The 18,163-nt window shown below is 73.5% G+C and carries 17 protein-coding genes and 3 tRNA genes; 7 read left to right on the top strand and 13 right to left on the bottom strand.

Annotation, left to right across the window (positions count from 1 at the left end; all coding sequences use genetic code 11):
• The first annotated feature begins 12 nt into the window (after positions 1–12).
• Positions 13–726 carry an anaerobic ribonucleoside-triphosphate reductase activating protein gene (locus tag AC6CH9_RS02525; RefSeq protein WP_498153500.1) on the top strand — a complete coding sequence of 238 codons (714 nt, stop codon included), beginning with the start codon at positions 13–15 and terminating at the stop codon, positions 724–726.
• Between the two features lie 52 nt (positions 727–778).
• Here the strand turns inward: AC6CH9_RS02525 and AC6CH9_RS02530 are convergent, their stop codons facing one another.
• Positions 779–1,402: a GyrI-like domain-containing protein gene (locus AC6CH9_RS02530; protein ID WP_498153501.1), complete on the bottom strand. Its 624-nt coding sequence runs from the start codon at positions 1,400–1,402 to the stop codon at positions 779–781.
• Between the two features lie 128 nt (positions 1,403–1,530).
• On the opposite strand from AC6CH9_RS02530, the gene AC6CH9_RS02535 reads away from it, so the two are divergent.
• A complete protein-coding gene (locus AC6CH9_RS02535; RefSeq protein WP_498153502.1) occupies positions 1,531–2,001 on the top strand; it encodes a hypothetical protein in 471 nt (156 codons plus the stop codon).
• Positions 2,002–2,044: 43 nt separating this feature from the next.
• Here AC6CH9_RS02535 and AC6CH9_RS02540 read toward each other — a convergent pair whose 3' ends face one another.
• The 5 genes from AC6CH9_RS02540 to AC6CH9_RS02560 form a co-directional block, all read right to left on the bottom strand.
• A complete protein-coding gene (locus AC6CH9_RS02540) occupies positions 2,045–3,076 on the bottom strand; it encodes an alpha/beta fold hydrolase (RefSeq protein WP_498153503.1) in 1,032 nt (343 codons plus the stop codon).
• 38 nt (positions 3,077–3,114) lie between these two features.
• Positions 3,115–3,723, bottom strand: a complete 609-nt coding sequence (locus AC6CH9_RS02545; RefSeq protein ID WP_498153504.1) for a TetR/AcrR family transcriptional regulator — start codon at positions 3,721–3,723, stop codon at positions 3,115–3,117.
• A gap of 379 nt (positions 3,724–4,102) precedes the next feature.
• A complete protein-coding gene (locus tag AC6CH9_RS02550) occupies positions 4,103–4,597 on the bottom strand; it encodes a GNAT family N-acetyltransferase (protein WP_498153505.1) in 495 nt (164 codons plus the stop codon).
• Between the two features lie 6 nt (positions 4,598–4,603).
• A complete protein-coding gene (locus AC6CH9_RS02555; RefSeq protein ID WP_498153506.1) occupies positions 4,604–4,882 on the bottom strand; it encodes a type II toxin-antitoxin system TacA family antitoxin in 279 nt (92 codons plus the stop codon).
• Between the two features lie 957 nt (positions 4,883–5,839).
• Positions 5,840–5,912 (bottom strand) — tRNA-Arg (locus tag AC6CH9_RS02560).
• 231 nt (positions 5,913–6,143) lie between these two features.
• Here AC6CH9_RS02560 and AC6CH9_RS02565 point away from each other — a divergent pair.
• Both AC6CH9_RS02565 and AC6CH9_RS02570 read left to right on the top strand, forming a co-directional pair.
• A complete protein-coding gene (locus AC6CH9_RS02565) occupies positions 6,144–6,911 on the top strand; it encodes an ABC transporter ATP-binding protein (RefSeq protein WP_498153507.1) in 768 nt (255 codons plus the stop codon).
• On the top strand, positions 6,908–8,281 hold the full coding sequence (locus tag AC6CH9_RS02570; protein WP_498153508.1) for an FtsX-like permease family protein: 1,374 nt from the start codon (positions 6,908–6,910) through the stop codon (positions 8,279–8,281). The genes AC6CH9_RS02565 and AC6CH9_RS02570 overlap by 4 nt, the downstream gene beginning before the upstream one ends.
• Positions 8,282–8,392: 111 nt before the next feature.
• On the opposite strand, the gene AC6CH9_RS02575 is transcribed toward AC6CH9_RS02570, so the two are convergent.
• Together AC6CH9_RS02575 and AC6CH9_RS02580 are read right to left on the bottom strand one after the other, a co-directional pair.
• Positions 8,393–8,481 (bottom strand) — tRNA-Ser (locus AC6CH9_RS02575).
• Between the two features lie 101 nt (positions 8,482–8,582).
• Positions 8,583–9,860, bottom strand: coding sequence for a threonine/serine exporter family protein (locus AC6CH9_RS02580; protein WP_498153509.1), 1,278 nt, complete (start codon positions 9,858–9,860; stop codon positions 8,583–8,585).
• Between the two features lie 131 nt (positions 9,861–9,991).
• Here AC6CH9_RS02580 and AC6CH9_RS02585 point away from each other — a divergent pair, with 131 nt between their 5' ends.
• Positions 9,992–10,150, top strand: coding sequence for a hypothetical protein (locus AC6CH9_RS02585; RefSeq protein WP_498153510.1), 159 nt, complete (start codon positions 9,992–9,994; stop codon positions 10,148–10,150).
• A 45-nt stretch (positions 10,151–10,195) separates the two neighbouring features.
• On the opposite strand, the gene AC6CH9_RS02590 is transcribed toward AC6CH9_RS02585, so the two are convergent.
• The 5 genes from AC6CH9_RS02590 to AC6CH9_RS02610 all read right to left on the bottom strand — a co-directional run bounded on the left by AC6CH9_RS02590 (position 10,196) and on the right by AC6CH9_RS02610 (position 16,222).
• Positions 10,196–10,280, bottom strand: a tRNA-Ser gene (locus AC6CH9_RS02590).
• A gap of 102 nt (positions 10,281–10,382) precedes the next feature.
• Complete coding sequence (locus AC6CH9_RS02595; RefSeq protein ID WP_389277344.1) at positions 10,383–10,988, bottom strand: GTP-binding protein; 606 nt, start codon at positions 10,986–10,988, stop codon at positions 10,383–10,385.
• Positions 10,989–11,421: 433 nt separating this feature from the next.
• Positions 11,422–11,808, bottom strand: a complete 387-nt coding sequence (locus AC6CH9_RS02600; protein ID WP_031317001.1) for a DUF742 domain-containing protein — start codon at positions 11,806–11,808, stop codon at positions 11,422–11,424.
• A gap of 34 nt (positions 11,809–11,842) precedes the next feature.
• Positions 11,843–12,292, bottom strand: a complete 450-nt coding sequence (locus AC6CH9_RS02605; protein WP_024839165.1) for a roadblock/LC7 domain-containing protein — start codon at positions 12,290–12,292, stop codon at positions 11,843–11,845.
• Positions 12,293–12,328: 36 nt separating this feature from the next.
• Complete coding sequence (locus tag AC6CH9_RS02610) at positions 12,329–16,222, bottom strand: sensor histidine kinase (RefSeq protein ID WP_498153511.1); 3,894 nt, start codon at positions 16,220–16,222, stop codon at positions 12,329–12,331.
• A gap of 231 nt (positions 16,223–16,453) precedes the next feature.
• On the opposite strand from AC6CH9_RS02610, the gene AC6CH9_RS02615 reads away from it, so the two are divergent.
• Together AC6CH9_RS02615 and AC6CH9_RS02620 are read left to right on the top strand one after the other, a co-directional pair.
• Positions 16,454–17,431 (top strand): NAD(P)H-quinone oxidoreductase, encoded by a 978-nt coding sequence (locus AC6CH9_RS02615; protein WP_498153512.1) that lies wholly within the window; start codon positions 16,454–16,456, stop codon positions 17,429–17,431.
• 69 nt (positions 17,432–17,500) lie between these two features.
• Positions 17,501–18,148: a bacterial proteasome activator family protein gene (locus AC6CH9_RS02620; protein WP_498153513.1), complete on the top strand. Its 648-nt coding sequence runs from the start codon at positions 17,501–17,503 to the stop codon at positions 18,146–18,148.
• Positions 18,149–18,163: the final 15 nt, after the last annotated feature.

An 18,163-nucleotide genomic window follows, 5' to 3' on the forward strand; every position in this document is an offset into this window, starting at 1 on the left:
AAGGAGCCGCCGATGACCCGCCCCGGCCTCGTGGTCGCCGGACTGAACCGGCTGTCCGTCACGGACTGGCCCGGGCGACGGGTCGCCACGGTCCTCACGCAGGGCTGCCCGTGGCACTGCGGGTACTGCCACCACCCGGGCCTGTGCGCGGTCGCCGCCCACGGGTCGCCACCACCCGGTGACGCGGTGCCGTGGTCCGAGGTCGTCGCGTTCCTCGCCCCGCGCCGTCGGCTGCTCGACGGCGTCGTGTTCTCGGGCGGCGAGCCGACGGTCCACCCCGGCCTGCTCGGCGCGATCGACGACGTGCGGGACCTCGGCCTCGACGTCGGGCTGCACACCGCCGGCCCCTGGCCGGCGCGGCTCGCGCGGCTCCTGCCGTTCGTGGACTGGGTGGGCCTCGACATCAAGCACCTGCCCTCGCGCTACCCCGTCGTCACCGGGACGATCCCGTCCGGGCGCCGCGCGTTCGAGGCGCTGACCGTGCTGCTGCGCTCCGGCGTCGACCACGAGGTGCGCACCACCGTCGACCCGAGCGTGCACTCGCGCACCGAGCTCCTCGCGCTCGGCACGCACCTGCGCCGCCTCGGGGTGCGCGAGTGGGTGCTCCAGGAGGCCGTGCCCGACGGCGCGGCCGCCGCGTGGACCCGCACGCTCGCGGGCCGACGCCTCGCCGACGTGCTCGACGACACCGACCTCGCCTGGGCACGCCGCCGCTCGGCCGCGTGAGGCGGGGTCGTCGGCGGCTCGTCGGCGGGTCGACGGGGGGTAGACGCGAGCGTCAGGCCGGGCGGACGGGCTGGCGCAGCACCGTGCGCAGCCTCGCCGGGTCCGTGCGCCGCACGTCGCTCAGGTAGATCTCGTGGTGCGGCCCGGCGAACGTCAGCCCGTGCTCGGGCAGGTAGACGTCGTGCAGCTCCGCGAGCACCGGGCCCTCGTCGTCGTACGACCCGACGTGCAGGGTCTGCACGGACCGGCCCTCGGTGAGGCTCGTGCGCCGCACGAGGTCGAGCGCGGGTGGCGCGTCCTTCTTCGCGCGGACCGTCTCCGTGGCCGCGACGACGAGGTCCTCGTCCACCCAGTCGGGCTGGAGCACCAGCAGCGTCCAGCGCCACGCGTCCTTCTCCCGCCGCGCGAACGTGCCCGGGTCCGCGGCCGTCCACAGGCCCTCCAGCGGCCCGACGACGTAGTCGCGCCCCTCCCGCTTGCTCGCGAACTTCACCGCGTACGAGACGGAGAAGAGCGCCTCGACCGCCGCTGCGTAGGCGGGCGAGGTGTTCGGGTCACCCTCGCCGTCGACCGCGAGGTAGGCGAGCGTCGGCACGTCCACCTCGACGAACCGGCCCCGCGGCGGGGCGTACAGCTCGCGGTACAGCGCCTTGAGGTCCACCTTGTCCGAGGGCATGGCCCGACGCTACCCGCCGCCCCCGACGACGGCCGCCCGTGCCTCTCCTGGCCTCCCGGACCGCGACGCGTTCACCACCGGCACGGACGGCGCTGGCGCCCCCGTCCGGCGACTGGTATCCACACGGTGTGACCGCCTCGCCGCCCCCGTACCCGCAGCAGGACCCCCGCGCCGGGTACCCGCCGCCACACCCCGTCCCGGGACCACCCCCGCACGGCCACCCGGGACACCCGGGGCAGGGATACCCGCAGGCGGGATACCCGCAGCCGGGCTCGGCGCACGCGGGCTACCCTCCACTGCCGCCGATCCCGCCGGCGGCCTTCACGCGGCGGTACCGGACGACGGCGTGGGCGCTGATCTGGGTTCCGGTCGCGCTCATGGTCGCGGCGGCGGTCCTCAGCATCGTCCTCCTCGCGTACGCCGACAGCGACCCGTCGCGGAACTCCGCCGCGGGCTACCTGGCGCTCGTGGTCTGGGGCGTCATGCTCGTCGGCGGGCCCGTGCTGCTCGGCGCGTTCATCCCTGGCTGCGTGATGCTCTCCCGCTCGAGCCGGGCCCGCGCCCTCACGCGGGCCACGGGCTACGTACCGCCCGCCTGACGCGAGGTCGCCCTCGTCCCGGACGCTCGGGAGGACGAGCCGCTCAGGCCCCGCGGCGCGCGAGGTCGAGCTCGACGGGCTCGTCGGGGTGCACCGGCGTCACGTAATCCACGACGGCGCGCACGACCTCGGGGTCGCGCAGCAGGCGGTGGTGCCCGAGCCCCTCGGTCGTGAGCAGCTCGCCCTCGGGCCAGGCCGCGGCGAGCGCCGCCCCGACCGGGTAGGGGACCTCCTTGTCCGCGCGGTCGTGCACGACGAGCGCGGGCGGGACCGGGTGGGTCCGCAGCGTCTCGCGCACGTCCAGCTCGGCCAGCGGCCGACCGGCGACGTCGGAGAGCAGACCGCGGAGCAGCTCGCGGGTCGGGCGCGAGAGCCGGAGCAGGTCGGCGAAGCCGTCGAGCTCGCCCAGCACGTCCGCGATCGCCGCGACGAGCACGAGCCGCTCCACGGGCAGCCCGTCGCGGACCGCGAGGACCGTCGTCGCCGTGCCGAGCGAGTGCGCGACGACCGCCGTCGCGTCGCCGTGCTCGCGCACCACCGCGGCGAGGGCGTCCGCGAGCTCGGGCATCGTGCTGCGCCGAGGGCCGAGACGGCCGGGCCCCGAGTCGCCGTGGCTCGGCGCGTCGAAGGCGACGACGCGGTAGCCGGCGGCCCGCAGGGGCTCGACGAACGCGCCGAGCTGGCCGCGCCACCCGCCCCAGCCGTGGGCCAGGTAGACGACGCCGGCCTCGGCGGGCGAGCCGGTCGTCGTCGAGCCACCGCCACGGCGCGCCCGTTCCTCGACGCCGGCTCCGGCCGCGGCCCACGTCTCGACGACGACGCGCGACCCGGCGTCGGTCGTCACCGTGGTGAGCGTGCCGGGGGTGGTGCGGTCGTCCCGACGTCGCCCGGCGTCGTCGGGTGGGGTGCACCACACGTCGAGCGCGAGGCGCGCGGCACGGCGCGGCGAGACCGCCTGGAGAGCGGAGAGTCGCGCGCGGACGAGCGCGAGCTGGAGAGCGGCCTTGCGCCGCCGCGCCGCCCGACGGCGGTCGGCACGAACGGTCGTGCTTTTCTTCGAGCCTGAGACGCCCACGGGAGGTTCCTCTCGGTCGGTGGTGCAGACGGGTGCGGTCAGCGGACGGGGACCGGCGCCGGTGTGCGCGCCGCGTCGAGCAGTGCCTCGAACGCACGCCGGGCGCGCTCCTCGGCGAGCGGGTCGGCCATGAAGACGTGCGCGTGGTTCACCCCGAGCATGACGCCGTAGAGGTCGGAGGCGAACTGCTCCGGGTCGACGTCGGCGCGGAAGCCACCCTCCGCGACGCACGTGCGGAAGACCTGCGCGACGGCGTCGCAGAGGTCGCGGTGATCACGCACGAGCTGGTCCCGGACGGGGCCCTGTTGCGCGGAGAGCTCGGTCGCCGCCTTGACGAACAGGCACCCGCCGGGGTCCTGGCGCAGGTCGCACGCGAGCCACCCCTCGAACAGCGCCCGCATCCGCGGCTCACCGCGCGGGGTGCGCAGCGCGGGCGCTACCACCGTGTCGATGAACTCGGCGCGCGCCTGCCCGAGCACCGCGAGCTGGAGCGACTCCTTGGAGCGGAAGTGCGCGTACAGGCCGGACTTCGACATGCCCGTAGCCGATGCGAGCTCGCCGATGGTGAGACCGGCCAGCCCGACGCGGTACGCGGCCTCCACGCCACGGTGCAGGATCGCCTGCCGCGTCTCGTCGCCCTTGGTCACCCGGCGAACGTAGCACGATCGTGCGGAAAACGGGAGACCCCGTCTCTGCGGACAGGCCGACGCCGACGAGGTCGCAAACGTCGCGCGGTCGCCGGTCCGGGCGTCAGCCGATCCAGTCGAGGACCGGCCTCCGGCGATGTGGCCGTCGAGCTCGAGATCGACCCGGCTCGGTCGGCCTCGAGAACATCTGCTGGCTGTCACCCGCCGAGGCCCGCGCATGCACAGCCGCCATCCTCCGCGCCGCCGAGGTAGCGGAGGTAGCTCAGCAGGCTCTCAGAACGCCCGGTCGACGGAACCGACGCTGCCGAGGCCCCGCCTGAGCCACAAGAGGGGTACCCGACACGCGGGTACCCCTCTTGTGGCGCTTCGGCGCGGGCGCTCAGTTACCTAAGAGCGAGATCCGGGCGTCGTCGATCAGCATGTACAGCCGACCTTCGAGCGGGCCCGGCCGGAACTCGTAGTGCTCGTAGAAGCTGCGTGCCTGATCGTCGATCGGGTCGACAACGACGATCCGCCCGCCCCCGGTCTCAGCAGCTGCGCAGATCGTCTCAAGCGCATCGACGAGCAGCTCCCGCCCCAGACCGTCGCCGTGCAGCGCAACATCCAGCGCGAGTCGCGCCAGCAGATAGCCGGGGACGATGCTGATGCCTCCGGACATCTTCCGACTGAGCTCGGCCCTGCCGACCTGAGTCGGCGCTATCGAGTAGTACGCAACGACATCCGGGCTGTCCGGCGCGGTCCACACCGTGGTCCGAGCGGTGCCCTGACGCTGCGCACGCTTCGACTCGATCGACAACCACCGATCCAGCGAGGCTCTCGCACAGGTGAACTGTTCAACATTGTGCTCATCGGCGAGCTGCGCGGAGACGTACACGTCTCGTCAGGCAGTGGCACGAGCGAAGCGACGCGGGCGGCTCGCTGCCTCGCGTAGAGCCGGAATCATCCGGGGCGCGCTCGACAGCGCGGCCATCATCTCGTCGAACTCAGCGTTCGGCATGAGGGTGACATCGGAGCGCGCAATCACGCGCTCTGCTCGACCTCGCGCTGCGTGCATGATGAAGGCCGAGACCGTCTCATGCTCTGCCTCAGCGGCCCGAACAAGCATCTCGTAGGTGTCTTCGTCGGTGCGCGCCTCAAGTCGGCGCGTCTTGGTAGCCATATTTGATCGCCCTCCTCCGCCTCCGTATTGTACGGCAAACGTACGGTACAGGAGCGGTCCCCGCAGTGCGGATTCTGTGAACGAGGGCACGAGGACGCCTGATCGTCCACACGTGTTCGAGATCAGAAGCAGGTTGGTCGAGGAGCCCGGAGAGCAGGTCTCGAACCTCAGACTCGGGTCCGCCAGGCGCTGGGTTCTCCGCAGCGCCCCAGCGAGAGTGTCTCCCTCAGCATGTCTGCTCGGCGGAGGCCTAGGGCGTGTCTCCCACATCGCGTCCTGGCGATACGAGACTCGCAGCCCTCAGGGGGTGCGGTAGGTTCCGCGCCATGGGCTCCGGGAAGTCTCGTATGGCGGTCGCCATCTCGATCGAGGTGGTTGTGTACGTCTCACTGGCATGCCTAGCAGTCGTCATGGTGGGATCCGGGATCTCTTCCACGATGAACAGCTGGCGTGCGCAGCATGACGGTGAGGTCGGAACGTTCACCCCGCTCGAGCAGCACTGCCAGGCGAACCGTCGTGGTGGGACGCACTGCAGCTGGAGAGGCATGTGGCAGTCCGATGCCGATGACCGCATCATCACGGATGTCCTCATCGATGACGACCTCGGGACGGTAGAAGGCGACCCACCGCCTGGCCCGGTCCACCCCACGCTTCACCACGACGCTTTCTCGGATCCGCAAGTCGTCTACCGGCCAGGTGATCGCACATGGCTCCAGGCCCCAGCCCTGATCGCGGTCGGGCTCGGAGGGAGCGCAATCGCGGCGTGGAGGGTTCACAGGTGGTCTCGCCAGTTCGCGGCCGATGCAGGCCGAGAGACTCACATAAGAGACACGACCTAAGTCCCCGCCCTCAAGTCGCGGGTCATCGAGGAGGTGGCGGTCACACAGTGGGCACACAACGGGCCGCAAACGACGAGCGGCCTCACTCCGATGGAGTGAAGCCACTGGTCGAAACGTGTGCGCCCGAAGGGATTCGAACCCCCAACCTTCTGATCCGTAGTCAGATGCTCTATCCGTTGAGCTACGGGCGCCGGTCCTGCGTAGCCGCTGATCGCTCACCGGCCGTCGAGAACACTACCGCGTCCCCGCCCCGAACCCAAACCGATCCGGCCCCCCGAGGGCCCGGGGTGACGGACGCCACGCCGTCCGACCCTCGCCGCACGCGGCGCGCCGGGCGGTCCCCCCAGGGTCGGACGCGACCTTCTCGACGTCCCGTCCCCAGCCCGACGCGGTGGGACCGGCCGCCGTCGGACGATCGATCCATGACGTTCACCGGCCCCTCCCCTGCCCCCGGCGGCTCGCCCCTCGTCGCGAGCGCGCTCACCAAGGTCTACGGCTCCGCCCAGACCGCGACGCACGCCCTCGCGGGCGTGAACCTCACGGTCCACCCGGGCGAGTCGGTCGCGATCATGGGCCCGTCCGGGTCCGGCAAGACGACGCTCCTGCACGTCCTCGCGGGCATCATCACCCCGACCTCCGGCTCGGTGTCGTGGCGGGGTGAGGACGTGACGACGTTCTCCGAGGCGCGTCGCACGGTCCTGCGCCGCCAGGACTTCGGTTTCGTCTTCCAGTCCGGCCAGCTCCTGCCCGAGCTGCCCGCGGTCGAGAACGCCGCCCTGCCGCTCATGCTCGCGGGGACGGCGCGCACGGAGGCCACGACCGTCGCCGCGCGCTGGCTCGCGCACCTCGGCCTCGCCGGGATGGAGCAGCGCCGCCCGGGCGAGCTCTCCGGCGGCCAGGCCCAGCGCGTCGCGATCGCGCGCGCTCTCGTCGGCTCGCCCGGCGTCGTCTTCGCCGACGAGCCCACCGGCGCGCTCGACCAGTCGACCGGTGCCGAGGTGCTCGACGTGCTCACGCGCGCCACCCGCGACTCCGGCGCCGCGCTCGTCGTCGTCACGCACGACGCGGGCGTCGCACGCCACTGCTCGCGCACCGTGACCATGCGCGACGGTCGCATCTCCGGCGAGTTCTTCGCGCCCGGGGCCCAGCCCGCGACCCCGAGCGCGCCGAGCCAGGAGGGCGCGCGATGAGGACCGTCGACCTCTGGTGGCTCCTGCGCCGCCGCAGCGCCGACGAGCGCGACCCTCAGGGTTTGACGAACGTCCTCGCGATCATCGCCTTCGGTGTCACGACGGCGATCCTGCTCGTCGTCATGGGCGGCTTCCACGCGTTCCTCGAGCGCGCCGGCGGCATCGACGGCATGCGCGAGGGCATGGACTCGGCCATCACCCCGTACGCCACGCAGTACCCGCTCCTCGCGGGCGTCGCGTCGCTCCTGCTCCTCATCCCGCTCGTGACGCTCGGTGCGGCGGCCGCGCGCCTCGCCGTCGCGCGCCGGGACGCCCGCCTCGCGGCGCTGCGCCTCGCGGGGGCGACGACGGGCCAGGTCACCACCCTCACCGCCCTCGACGCCGCCGCGCAGGCCGTGATCGGCGCGCTCGCCGGCCTGCTCGGCTACGGCGCGCTGCTGCCCCTCGTCGCGCAGCTCCGCTTCCAGGGACGCACGTTCGCGATCGGCGAGCTCTGGGTGGGGGTCCCGGCGCTGCTCGGCGCGGTCGTGCTCGTCGTCGCGATCGCGCTCGTCTCGGCGCTCGTCAGCCTGCGCCGCGTCGCGATCACCCCGCTCGGCGTCGCGGCCCGCGTCACTCCGCCCGGGCTCAAGGCCGTCCGGCTGCTGTCGATGGGCGTCGCGTTCGTCGCGCTGATCGTCGCGACGAACCTGTCCTTCGGGTCCGTGGCGGTCGTCCTGACGGTCCTCACCGTCATCCTGCTGGTCGGCTTCGCGACCGTGAACGTCGTCGGCCCGTTCGTCATCTGGCTCGTGGGCAAGATGACGGCCGGGAGCGCACGCCGCGTGCCGACCCTGCTCGCCGGACGGCGGATCGTGGACAACCCGAAGACCGCGTGGCGCTCCGTCGGCGGAGTCGCGCTCGCGACGTTCATCGCGGGACTGACGAGCATCTTCGCGCTCCTCGACCCCGGCCTGGGCGCCGACCCGGACGAGGTGCAGTACCTCACGGACATGAAGACCGGCGGGTTCCTCACCCTCGCCATCGCGGGCGTGCTCGCCGCCGTCTCGACGGGCGTCATGCAGGCAGGCCGCGTCATCGACCAGCGCAACGAGTACCGCACGCTCGTCCTGTCCGGGACGGACCTGCGCACGCTCGACCAGGCGCGGTTCCGCGAGACGCTCGTCCCGCTCGTCGTGAGCGTCGGGGTGGCGACGTTCGCCGCGCTGCTGTTCATGGTCCCCGTGATCGGTCTCAACGCGTTCGCGAACGTCGGGGTCGTGGTCCAGTTCCTGCTGTGCGTCGCGGCGGCGTCAGCCCTCGTGCTCGCCGGGGCGGGTGCCTCGCGGTTCGTCGTGCGGTCCGCGCTCGCGACCACGGGGAGCGCGTAGCCACGCCGTACGTGTCAGCGCCCCGCGGGTCTCCGGACTCGTGGGGCGCTGACGGCGCGCCGCCCGGCAACAGAAAAGGCCCCGGGCGCTGAGCACCGGGACCTTCCTGAGCGGAGACGGAGGGATTTGAACCCTCGAACGGATTGCTCCGTTACCACCTTAGCAGGGTGGCGCACTAGACCTGACTATGCGACGTCTCCTCGCAGGCTCGACGGGAGAGCCTGCGTCGCCCAGGGTACAAGGGCACCGCCCCGAGACCAAACCGCCGGGCGCGACGGCGTCGCGCGCCCCGTCCGGACGCCTAACGCTCGAACGTCCACTCGCGGTCCGTCAGCATGCGGGCCACGGCGAGGCCGATCGCGAGCGCGACGATCACGAGCCCGGCCTCGACCGCGTAGGCGAGCGCCTGCGCCGTCGCACCGGTGTTGAACTCGTACACCGCCCGGTAGGCCGTGACCCCCGGGACCATGATGACGACCGCCGGTACCGACACCGTGATGCGCGGGACGCGCAGAGCCGGGGCGACCGTGGCCGCGAGCAGGCCCACGAGCAGCGCGGCCGCTGCCGCCGCGGCCTGGGGTACGACGTCGGCGTCCACGAGGAGGAGCCGCCCGACGTTCGCGACCATCCCGATCGACGCGGCGCCGAGCGCCATGGCCCACGGGCTGTTGAACATCAGGGCGAACCCGAGCACCCCGAGGAAGCTCGCGACGCTCCGCAGGCCCAGGAGCAGCGGCTCCGCGAGACCGGGCGGCGGCACCGGGTCCGGGGCGAGCCCCGCCGCGGCCGACACGCCCCACACGGCCAGCGCGGCCGAGGCGAGGATCATGAGCGCGTACGTCACCCGCGCGACCCCGGCGGAGAAGTCGAGCTTGGCGAGGTCGAGCGCCCCCGTGACGAGGGCGAACCCGGGCACGAGGAAGAGCACCGCGGAGACGTACCCGGCCTCGTGCCCGCCGTCGACGCCCGCGAGCGCCGACAGCGCCAGGACGAGGACCAGGTAGGCGAGGCTCGCGACCGCCGCGGCGAGCATCGTCACGCCGAACTGGTTGATCCCGCGGTGCAGCATCGCGCGCCGCACGCCCTGGCCCAGCGCCGCGGCGACCAGCACCGCGCCGCACTCGACCAGGCCGCCGTTGTTGAGGAACGCGAAGGCGGCGCACGCGATCCCCGCCCACAGGGCGTTGAGCAGCGCGCCGTACAGCGGCGGGCGGCGGGCGATCCGGTCGAGCTCCGCGTCGACGGCGTCGAGGTCGGCGCCCGCCGGCAAGGCCGCGGAGAACCGCTCGAGCTGCGCCAGGCGGTCCGCGTTGATCCCGATCGACCGCACCTCGGTGAGCTCGGTGCGGAAGATCGGGCCGCGGTACGACGTCGCGGTGATCTCCGTGAGCGTCACGTGGGCGGCGATGTGGTCGAGCCCCAGCGCCCTCGCCGCACGGGTCATGTGCGACTTCACGCGATAGCTGCCCGTGCCGGCGGAGAGCGCGAGGCGGCCGATCCGCAGCACGGTGCCCGACCGGCGGATGAGGTCGACGGGCTCGAGACCGGCTTCGTCGGCCGGGGAGGGCTCAGGCGTCACGAGGCCATGATCCCGTAGGTCCGCGCGCGCGGCACTCGCCGAAGGTCCCTCCGCATCAGGGCTGCGGGCCACGGTCGCCGCGGTACGGTCTGACCATGGTCACGGGGCGCGCGACTCGAGCGTGAGCGACGGTGCCGCAGTGGTCCACCAACGTCACCCTCGAGCCGGACGACGGTCCGGTCGACGAGATCGACGGGTGGTCGCCGGTCAGCCCCTGCACGTTCGATCTCGCGGTCGTCGGGACCGCGGCGGACCGGACGCTCGCCGTGCTGGACGTGGACGAGGACTGACAGCTCGACGCGGGGCACCGGTCTCCCGGTACCCCGCGTCGAAAGCGGAGGGCGAGGGATTCGAACCCCCGGTGCGTTGCCGCACAACGGTTTTCAAGACCGTCACATTAGGCCGCTCTGTCAGCCCTCCCGGCGAGCCATTGTGGCACGCCCCGGCCGGGCACGACGACGGCGGACCACCCCGAGGAGGGTGGCCCGCCGGCGTGCGGTCGTGCCGGGTTCCGACGCGTCGTCAGGCGGCGCCGCGGAGCTGGCGCATCGCGAGCTGGACGAGCGCGATGAGCGTCTGCTTGGTCGCCGCCCGCGAGCGCGCGTCCGTGTAGAGCATGGGCACGTGCGCGGGGATCTGCAGCGCCTCGCGCACGTCCTCGAGCTTGTGCTTGGCCACGCCGTCGAAGCAGTTCACGCCCACGACGAACGGGATGTTGCGCGACTCGAAGTAGTCGATCGCCGGGAAGCACTGCTCGAGGCGGTCGGTGTCGACCAGCACGACGGCGCCGATCGCACCGCGGACCAGGTCGTCCCACATGAAGAGGAAGCGGTCCTGGCCCGGCGTGCCGAACAGGTACAGCCACAGGTTGCCCGGGAGCGACACTCGGCCGAAGTCCATCGCGACGGTGGTCGTCGTCTTGCGGTCGGACACGCCGCCCGCGTCGTCGACGCCGACCGAGTGCTCCGTCATCGCAGCCTCGGTGTTGAGCGGCTCGACGTCGGAGATCGACCCGATGAACGTCGTCTTGCCGACGGCGAACCCGCCGGCGACGACGATCTTGACGACCGTCGGCGCCGTCCGTGCGGCCGCAGCGGCTGCGGCGGGCTGCGCGACCGGGGGCTGCACCGCAGCCGTCGGCTGCGCCGGCGCCACGGAGGGGGCGGGCTGCGCCGGGGCGGCGGGCTGCGCGGCGGCGACAGGCTGCGCCGGGGCGGCAGGCCGGGCCGGAGCGGTGGGCTGCGCAGCCGGGACGGGCTGCGCTGCGGCGACAGGCTGCGCTGCGGCGACGGGCTGCGGCGCGGTGCGCGGCTGAGCGGCTGCCTGAGCGACCGGGGCAGCCGTCGTCGGAGCGGGAGCCGAGACGGCCGGCGCCGGCTGCGCCGCGGGTGCCGCCGGCGCGGCGGGGCGCGCCGGGACGGCCGCCGCCGGAGCCTGGGTGGGCACACCGACGGGCGCGCTCACCGGCGCCCACGCCGTCTGGCGGACCGCCGACTGGCCACCGGGCACACCCCCGATCACCCCGGACGGCTGCCCTGCCTGCGGCGCGCTGCCCGAGCCGTCAGAGGGTGGAAATGCCATTGAGAACACTCTCCAAGACGCTCAGGGACAGACCCGAGTGGTTGCTGCCGTGACCCGTGTGGACGTTGAGCGGGGTCGACGTGTGGACGGTGATGTAGTTGTCCTCCTGCAGGTCCGCGACGAGCACCTTCGTCACGCCGAGCGGGAGGCGCAGGAGCGCGGAGAGCTCGGCGATCGAGACGTACGTGTGCGCGGCGTGCTGGAGGATCGAGCGCTTCTCGGGCGGGAGCCCGAAGCTGTTCACGGCGCCCGGCATGACCTCGACGAGCGCCTCGAGCGGGAGGTCGGACGTGGCGGAGCGCACACGACCACCCGTGACCGCGTACGGGCGGACCGTCGCCGCCTCGTACCCGTCGTGTGCTCCCATGCTGCCGAAAGGTACGTTCGTCATCGATCAGTCCTCATCCCACCGGGGCTCGCGTCGCGCCGTCGACGGGAAGGCTACCCCGCATCTCCGAGATGAGCTGCGGCGTCAGGGTCGCCTCCGTGCGGGAGACCAGGAGCGCCATCTCGTAGCCGATGAGGCCGATGTCGCAGTTCGCCTCGGCCACGACGCCCAGGACGGACCCGTTCGAGACGTTCATCAGGAACAGGAACCCGTTGTCCATCTCGATGATGGCCTGGCGGACGTTCCCTCCGTTGAGCTGCCGGGCCGCCCCACGGGTCAGGCTCGACATGCCGGAGACGATCGCCGCGAGCTGGTCACCGCTCGTGCGGTCGAGCTGGTCGGACATCGCCATGAGCAGGCCGTCCGCCGACACCACGAGCGTGTGCCGGCTGCCCGGGACCGTCCGCACGAAGTTGTCGAGCAGCCACCCGAAGTTGGTTGCCTCGGTGCTGAGCGCGTTCACTCTTCCTCCTCGTCAGTTGCCGCAGACGGCATGTCGTCACCGCGCCTGCGGCGCTGAATCAGGGACATAATCCATGGCCTGGGGGGTCCAGGTCGAACTCGTCTCGTCCTGGCCCTCGACACGGCCACGGGCCGTGGCCGACTGGAACGCCGACAGACGGGCCCGGAGCTGCTCGGGGTCACGGTCGATGCGGGCCGTGAAGCGGTCGACGTAGCCCTCCCGCTCCTCGCCGCGCGAGCGCCGGGTCAGACCCGCCGCCGTCGTGCCGTCGACCTGGAGGGGCTGGTAGATGCCGTCGTTCGGGTCCGCCAAGGTCGCTTCCTGGAAGTCGGTGCTGCCCTGCAGCAGGGTGGACATCTCCTCGTACAGCACCGCGGACGCCATCCAGTCCGACCGCGCCTCGACCGAGTCGGCGATGTACCCGGGCTCCAGCGGCTCGATCGCCTCGCCCACCTGCCTCCGGACGAGCGGCGTCGGCGGGCCGTACCCGGCCGCAGCCGGGCTCGGCGCGGCCTCGGGGGGCGCGAGGGACGCCTCCGGCGCCGCGTAGCCGGTGTCCGCGGACGGCACGTCCGGCACCGGGGCGAACGCGCGCGTCTCCTGCACCGGGGCGGCGGACGGCTCCGGCGCGAACGACGCCGCAGACGCACCGCCCGTCGGCTGCCCGGCCCGCGGCGCGAACGCCGACGCGCGTGCGGGGGCCTGGAGCTCCTGCGCGGGGGCTGCCGGTGCCGCGGGCAGAGGAGCAACGACCGGAGGAGCAGCGACCGGGGACGCGGCGGCGACGGCGTCCGGCGTCGCGGCAGCCGGAGCTGCGGGAGCTCCCGCGGGCCGCGAGGCCAGAGCCTCGGCGGACGGTCCGGCCGGGCGTGCCTGCGGCGTCGCGGTCGTCCGGGGGCGCCGACCGAAGAGCCCGCGCTTGCGCGCCTGGCTCTCGCGCAGCGAGCGACGCGTCGGCAGGTCGGCCATCAGCTCCTCGAAGCGGGGAAGCGCCTCGAAGGTGAGCTCCGCGGGGATGTCCTCCGCTGCCGCTGCCTCGTCGCCGGCCGACACGACCGGCACCGCAGCCTCGGCGTGGGACACGGTCGGCACCGAGCCCGGCACAGGGGTCTGCACGTGAGGCGCTGCGGGCTCCTCGGCCGCGGGGGCACGCTCGACCAGCGGGACGCGCGCGACGGTCGCCTCGTCCACGGGCTCGGCCGTGACAGCGGGCACGACCCGGGTCGCGTCGAGCGGCGCGTCGGCCACGGACGACGGCGCCCACGCCTCGGCGGCCGGCTCCGGCGCCCACGCCTGCTCGGCGGGCCGCTCCGGCGCCCACGCCTGCTCGGCAGGCTGCTCCGGCGCCCACGCCTGCGCAGGGGCCCAGGTGTCCGGGGCAGGCGCGACGGCGGGGTCCTGCGGCGTCCACACGTCCTGCTGGACCGGGGTGTCGGCCGGAGCCTCGGAGACGAGGGGGATGTCGGTCGCCGTGACGTCCGGGGCGACGGGCAGCTCCACCGGGTTCTGGGTGACCGGACGGTCGCCGACCGGGCGGAAGCTCGAGAAGAGCGCGCTGCGCGTGCTCACGTCGAGGACGGGGATCTCGGCAGACACGGGCTCGACGGGGCTCGTGGCCGGGCGCGACCTGCTGGGGAGCGCGGCGCCGGCGTCGGCGACCTCCGCGGGCGGGCTCCACGCCTCGTCCGGCGCCGGGAGCTGCTCCGGCAGCGCCGGCGTGGCGAGCGGTGGCAGGACGATCGCACCGGTCTGAGGACCCGACGCGAAGGACGCGCTCGGCGCCGCGGCGGCGGGATCGACCGTGCGCGAGCGACGGCGGGGCATGCCGGTCTGCGTGGTGCCGTCCGTGAGCGCGTCGAGGTCGACGGGCACCGCGACGGGAGCCTCGGGCTCGACGGTCGGGAACGACGCCGTCGCAGCGGGTGCCGGGATCGACGGGGCGGCCGGGGCCGGGGCGTCCGCGGCGGGGAGCTCCGGGACGACTCCCGCGGCGGAGAGCTGCTGGGCTGCCGCCTGCGTGCTCGTCTCGAGCGGGTCCGTCGGCTGCGGGAGCGGCACGTTCGAGTCGGGGACGAAGAGGGCGGCGGGGAAGGACACGACGACCTCTGTCCCCTGGTCGTCGCCGCCCGCGCTGAACCGGACCTTCGCGCCGAGACGGTCGGAGAGGCGACCGACGACGAAGAGGCCCAGGCGCTGCGCGCCGACGACGTCCGACGCCGCGTGCGTCGCGACCTTGCGGTTCGCCTCCGCGATCTCGTCCGGCGTCATCCCGAGACCGTGGTCGCGGACCGTCACGTAGACGAAGTGCTCGTCGCGACCGGTCGTGACCTCGACCGGGGTGTGCGGCTCGGAGAACATGGTCGCGTTCTCGAGGAGCTCGGCGAGCAGGTGGGCGGCGTTGAGCGCGTTGTGCCCGAGCATGAGCGGGTCGACGACCAGGTTCAGGCGGACGCGATCGTACAGCTCGATCTCGGACGACGCCGTACGGATGACGTCCGAGGCCGGCATGGGCTGACGCACGCGGCGGCCCGAGTCGATGCCGGCGAGGACGAGGAGGGACTCCGCGTTGCGGCGCATACGCGTCGCGAGGTGGTCGAGCCGGAAGAGGTTGGACAGCGTCCCCGCGTCCTCCTCGGAGCGCTCGAGGTCGTCGAGGAACGCGAGCTGCCGGTTGAGGAGCACCTGGTCGCGGCGCGCGACGTTGACGAACATCTCCGCGATCGAGCCACGGAGAGCGGCCTGCTCGCGTGCGACCTTGATGGTCGTCTGGTTCACGTCGTTGAACGCGGTCGCGAGCTGGCCGACCTCGTCCGTGGACTCCACCGTGATGGGCGCCAGGTCGATGCCCGGGCCCTGGCCCGGGACGGCGACCTGCTCGACGAGCCTCGGGAGCTGGTCGCGCACGTCCTCGGCCGCGTCGGTGAGGCGACGCAGCGGGTTGACGATCGCGCGGGCGATGAGACCCGCGACGAGGATCGAGGCGATGACGGCCGCGAGGGTCGCGAGGATGGTGACGACCGCGCGGGTCGTCGCCGCTCCCGCGAGGTCGGACGCCTTCTCCGCCGTCTCGGTGCGGACGCCGTCGCGCACCGGGCTCGTCTGGTCCCGGTCCGCCTGCGACAGCTCCGGCCACTGCGCGGCCTGGCTGGGCGGCGTCGCCTCGGGCCGCGAGCCGGCGAGGTTCTGCCGGATCTGGTTGTACGTCGCGCCCGGCGTCTGGAGGTTCAAGTCTCCCGGAAGCCGTCGGACGGCCGTGCGGGTGCGCTCCGCGAGGGTGTCGCCGGTGGTCACCAGGACCGCGGCCTGCTGGCTCGTCTCGGTGCTCCTCTGGCCGACCTGGGCGGCGGCGAGGACCGCGCCGGCGAGCGGCTGCTCGAGCGCCTGCTGCGCGAGGAGCTCGTCGAGGAGGACGTAGGCGTCGAGGTACTGCGCGAGGGCGCGGTCCGGGGTGGTGTCGGCGAGCGTACGCGGCACATCGAGCGCCGCGTCGATGAGCGCGCTGTACTGCGAGTTGCGCGCGAGCTGTCCGATGGACGACCGGTCGATGGACTGCCGGATCCCGGTCAGCTCGTTCCGGTCCGCGATCGTGTCGGCGACCGCCTCTCGCACGCGCGGGTCGAGCACCGACGTGTCGAGCTTCTCGTACGCGCGGTCGCGCGCGTCGAGCGCCTTGTCCGTCTTCTCGCGCTGCGCCATCATCTGCGCCTTGCTGTCCTCGGTCCCGCCGGTCGCGTCGAGGAAGGAGTACGTGCGCTCGGCCGCGATCTCGGTCCCGGCCGCGTCCTGCGCCGCGAGCGCCGCGACGAGCGCGCTCGTCTGGCTGGCGTCGCGCGCCGACCCGATGGCCTGCGCCGAGATGATCGCGGCGGCGGCGAAGAGGACGAGGACAGGCACCGCGAGGGCCGCAAGGATCTTCCCGCGAACGCTCAACCTGCGGAGCATACGAACCTGCCTCCATCACCTGTGTCCACCCGTTCGGCGGCGCGGTCGGCGCGCGTGGCAGCGTCGCCTCCCGGGCTCCGCTCCCCGGTCGTGCGTACTAACTATCGGTGCACATCCCCCGGACACCTAATCCGCGAGGAGCGTGAACTTTCGTCCCGCTCCCGCGACGCCCCGTCGGCGAACCGGCGCCTCCCGGGCCGTCCGCGTAGTCTCGGCGATGTGCGAGGCGTCACGATATCGGCCCCCGGTGGCCCTGAGAAACTAACGGTTTCCGCGCTCCCTGACCAGACCCCCGGACCGGACGAGCTCGTGGTCCACGTCGCTTCCGCTGGCGTGAACCGCGCTGACCTGCTACAACGCGCCGGATCCTATCCCCCGCCCGCCGGCGCACCGGACTGGCCCGGCCTCGAGGTCTCGGGCACGGTCGCGGCGGTCGGGGTGTCCGTGACGGGGTGGTCCGTGGGTGACCGCGTGGTCGCGCTGCTCGACGGCGGCGGCTACGCGGAGCAGGTGCGCGTCCGGTCGACGCAGGTGCTCCCCGTCCCCGACGGCGTGGACCTCGTGGACGCCGCCGCTCTCCCCGAGGCGGCGTGCACGGTGTGGAGCAACGTCGTCGACGTCGGTCGCCTGGCCCCGGACGAGTGGCTGCTCGTGCACGGCGGGTCGGGCGGTGTCGGGACCGTCGCCGTCCAGGTCGGCGCCGCGCTCGGCGCCCGCGTGGCCGTCACCGCGGGCGGCCGCGACCGGGCCGACCGGTGCCTCGCGCTCGGGGCGAGCCTCGCCGTCGACCACCGCGAGGAGGACTTCGTCGCCGCCGTGCGGGAGGCCTCCGGCGGGCACGGCGCGGACGTCGTGCTGGACGTCGTCGGCGCCGCCTACCTGCCGCGCAACCTGGAGGTGCTCGCCACGGGCGGGCGCCTGGTCGTCATCGGCATGCAGAAGGGACGACGCGCGGAGCTCGACCTGGGCCTCCTCCTCGCCCGGCGCGCGACCGTGGCCGGGACGACGCTCCGGGCGCGGCCCCCGGCCGAGAAGGCGCGCATCGTGCACGAGGTCCTCACGCACGTCTGGCCGATGGTGGAGGACGGGCGCGTGCGCCCCGTGGTGCACGCGCGCCTCCCGCTCGAGGAGGCCGCGCACGCGCACGAGCTGCTCGACTCGGGCGAGGTCTTCGGCAAGGTGCTCCTCGTGCCCTGACCCCCTCCCCCTGCACAGGAGATACGCCCCGTCGGTGCGCGCGTGGGCACCCCGCGCCAGACTGGACCCATGGCTGACGAACCCCGCGACCCCCGCCCCGACGAGCCCACCGCCACCGAGCCCGCGAACGGCCCGGAGGACGCCGTCGACGACACCGACGAGCCCGCCCGCGCCACGGTCGTGATGCCGGACGGGACGGGGGTGAGCGTCGTCGAGAGCGACGACTCGACCGACCCCGACCGCAACCCGGCGACGGTCATCGAGGAGCCCGCCAAGGTGATGCGCATCGGCGGCATGATCAAGAAGCTCCTCGACGAGGTCCGGGACGCCCCGCTCGACGAGGCGGCGCGGTCTCGCCTCGCCGAGATCCACGAGCGCTCGCTGACCGAGCTCGAGGACGGTCTGTCGCCCGACCTGGTGGAGGAGCTGCACCGGATCACGCTCCCGTTCTCGGACGACACGGTCCCGACCGACGCGGAGCTCCGCGTCGCGCAGGCGCAGCTCGTCGGCTGGCTCGAGGGCCTGTTCCACGGCATCCAGACGGCGCTCGTCGCCCAGCAGATGGCGGCGCAGGCGCAGCTCTCGCAGATCCGCCGCGCGCTCCCGCCCGGCTCGTTGCCGCCCATGGGCCCCGGCGGCCCCGCCGGTGTCCCGGGACAGCCGGGCGGGCGTCCCGACGAGCACGACGGGAGGCCGTCGCCGGGCCAGTACCTCTGACCGACGCGAGCAGCC

Source organism: Cellulosimicrobium sp. GQ32 (assembly GCF_059758455.1).

Bases quoted from the DNA above. Each gene is read 5' to 3' on its own strand.
- AC6CH9_RS02525 (WP_498153500.1), top strand. From the start codon at position 13: ATGACCCGCCCCGGCCTCGTGGTCGCCGGACTGAACCGGCTGTCCGTC.
- AC6CH9_RS02620 (WP_498153513.1), top strand. From the start codon at position 17,501: ATGGCTGACGAACCCCGCGACCCCCGCCCCGACGAGCCCACCGCCACC.
- AC6CH9_RS02570 (WP_498153508.1), top strand. From the start codon at position 6,908: ATGAGGACCGTCGACCTCTGGTGGCTCCTGCGCCGCCGCAGCGCCGAC.
- AC6CH9_RS02555 (WP_498153506.1), bottom strand. From the start codon at position 4,882: ATGGCTACCAAGACGCGCCGACTTGAGGCGCGCACCGACGAAGACACC.
- AC6CH9_RS02530 (WP_498153501.1), bottom strand. From the start codon at position 1,402: ATGCCCTCGGACAAGGTGGACCTCAAGGCGCTGTACCGCGAGCTGTAC.
- AC6CH9_RS02565 (WP_498153507.1), top strand. From the start codon at position 6,144: ATGACGTTCACCGGCCCCTCCCCTGCCCCCGGCGGCTCGCCCCTCGTC.
- AC6CH9_RS02600 (WP_031317001.1), bottom strand. From the start codon at position 11,808: ATGGGAGCACACGACGGGTACGAGGCGGCGACGGTCCGCCCGTACGCG.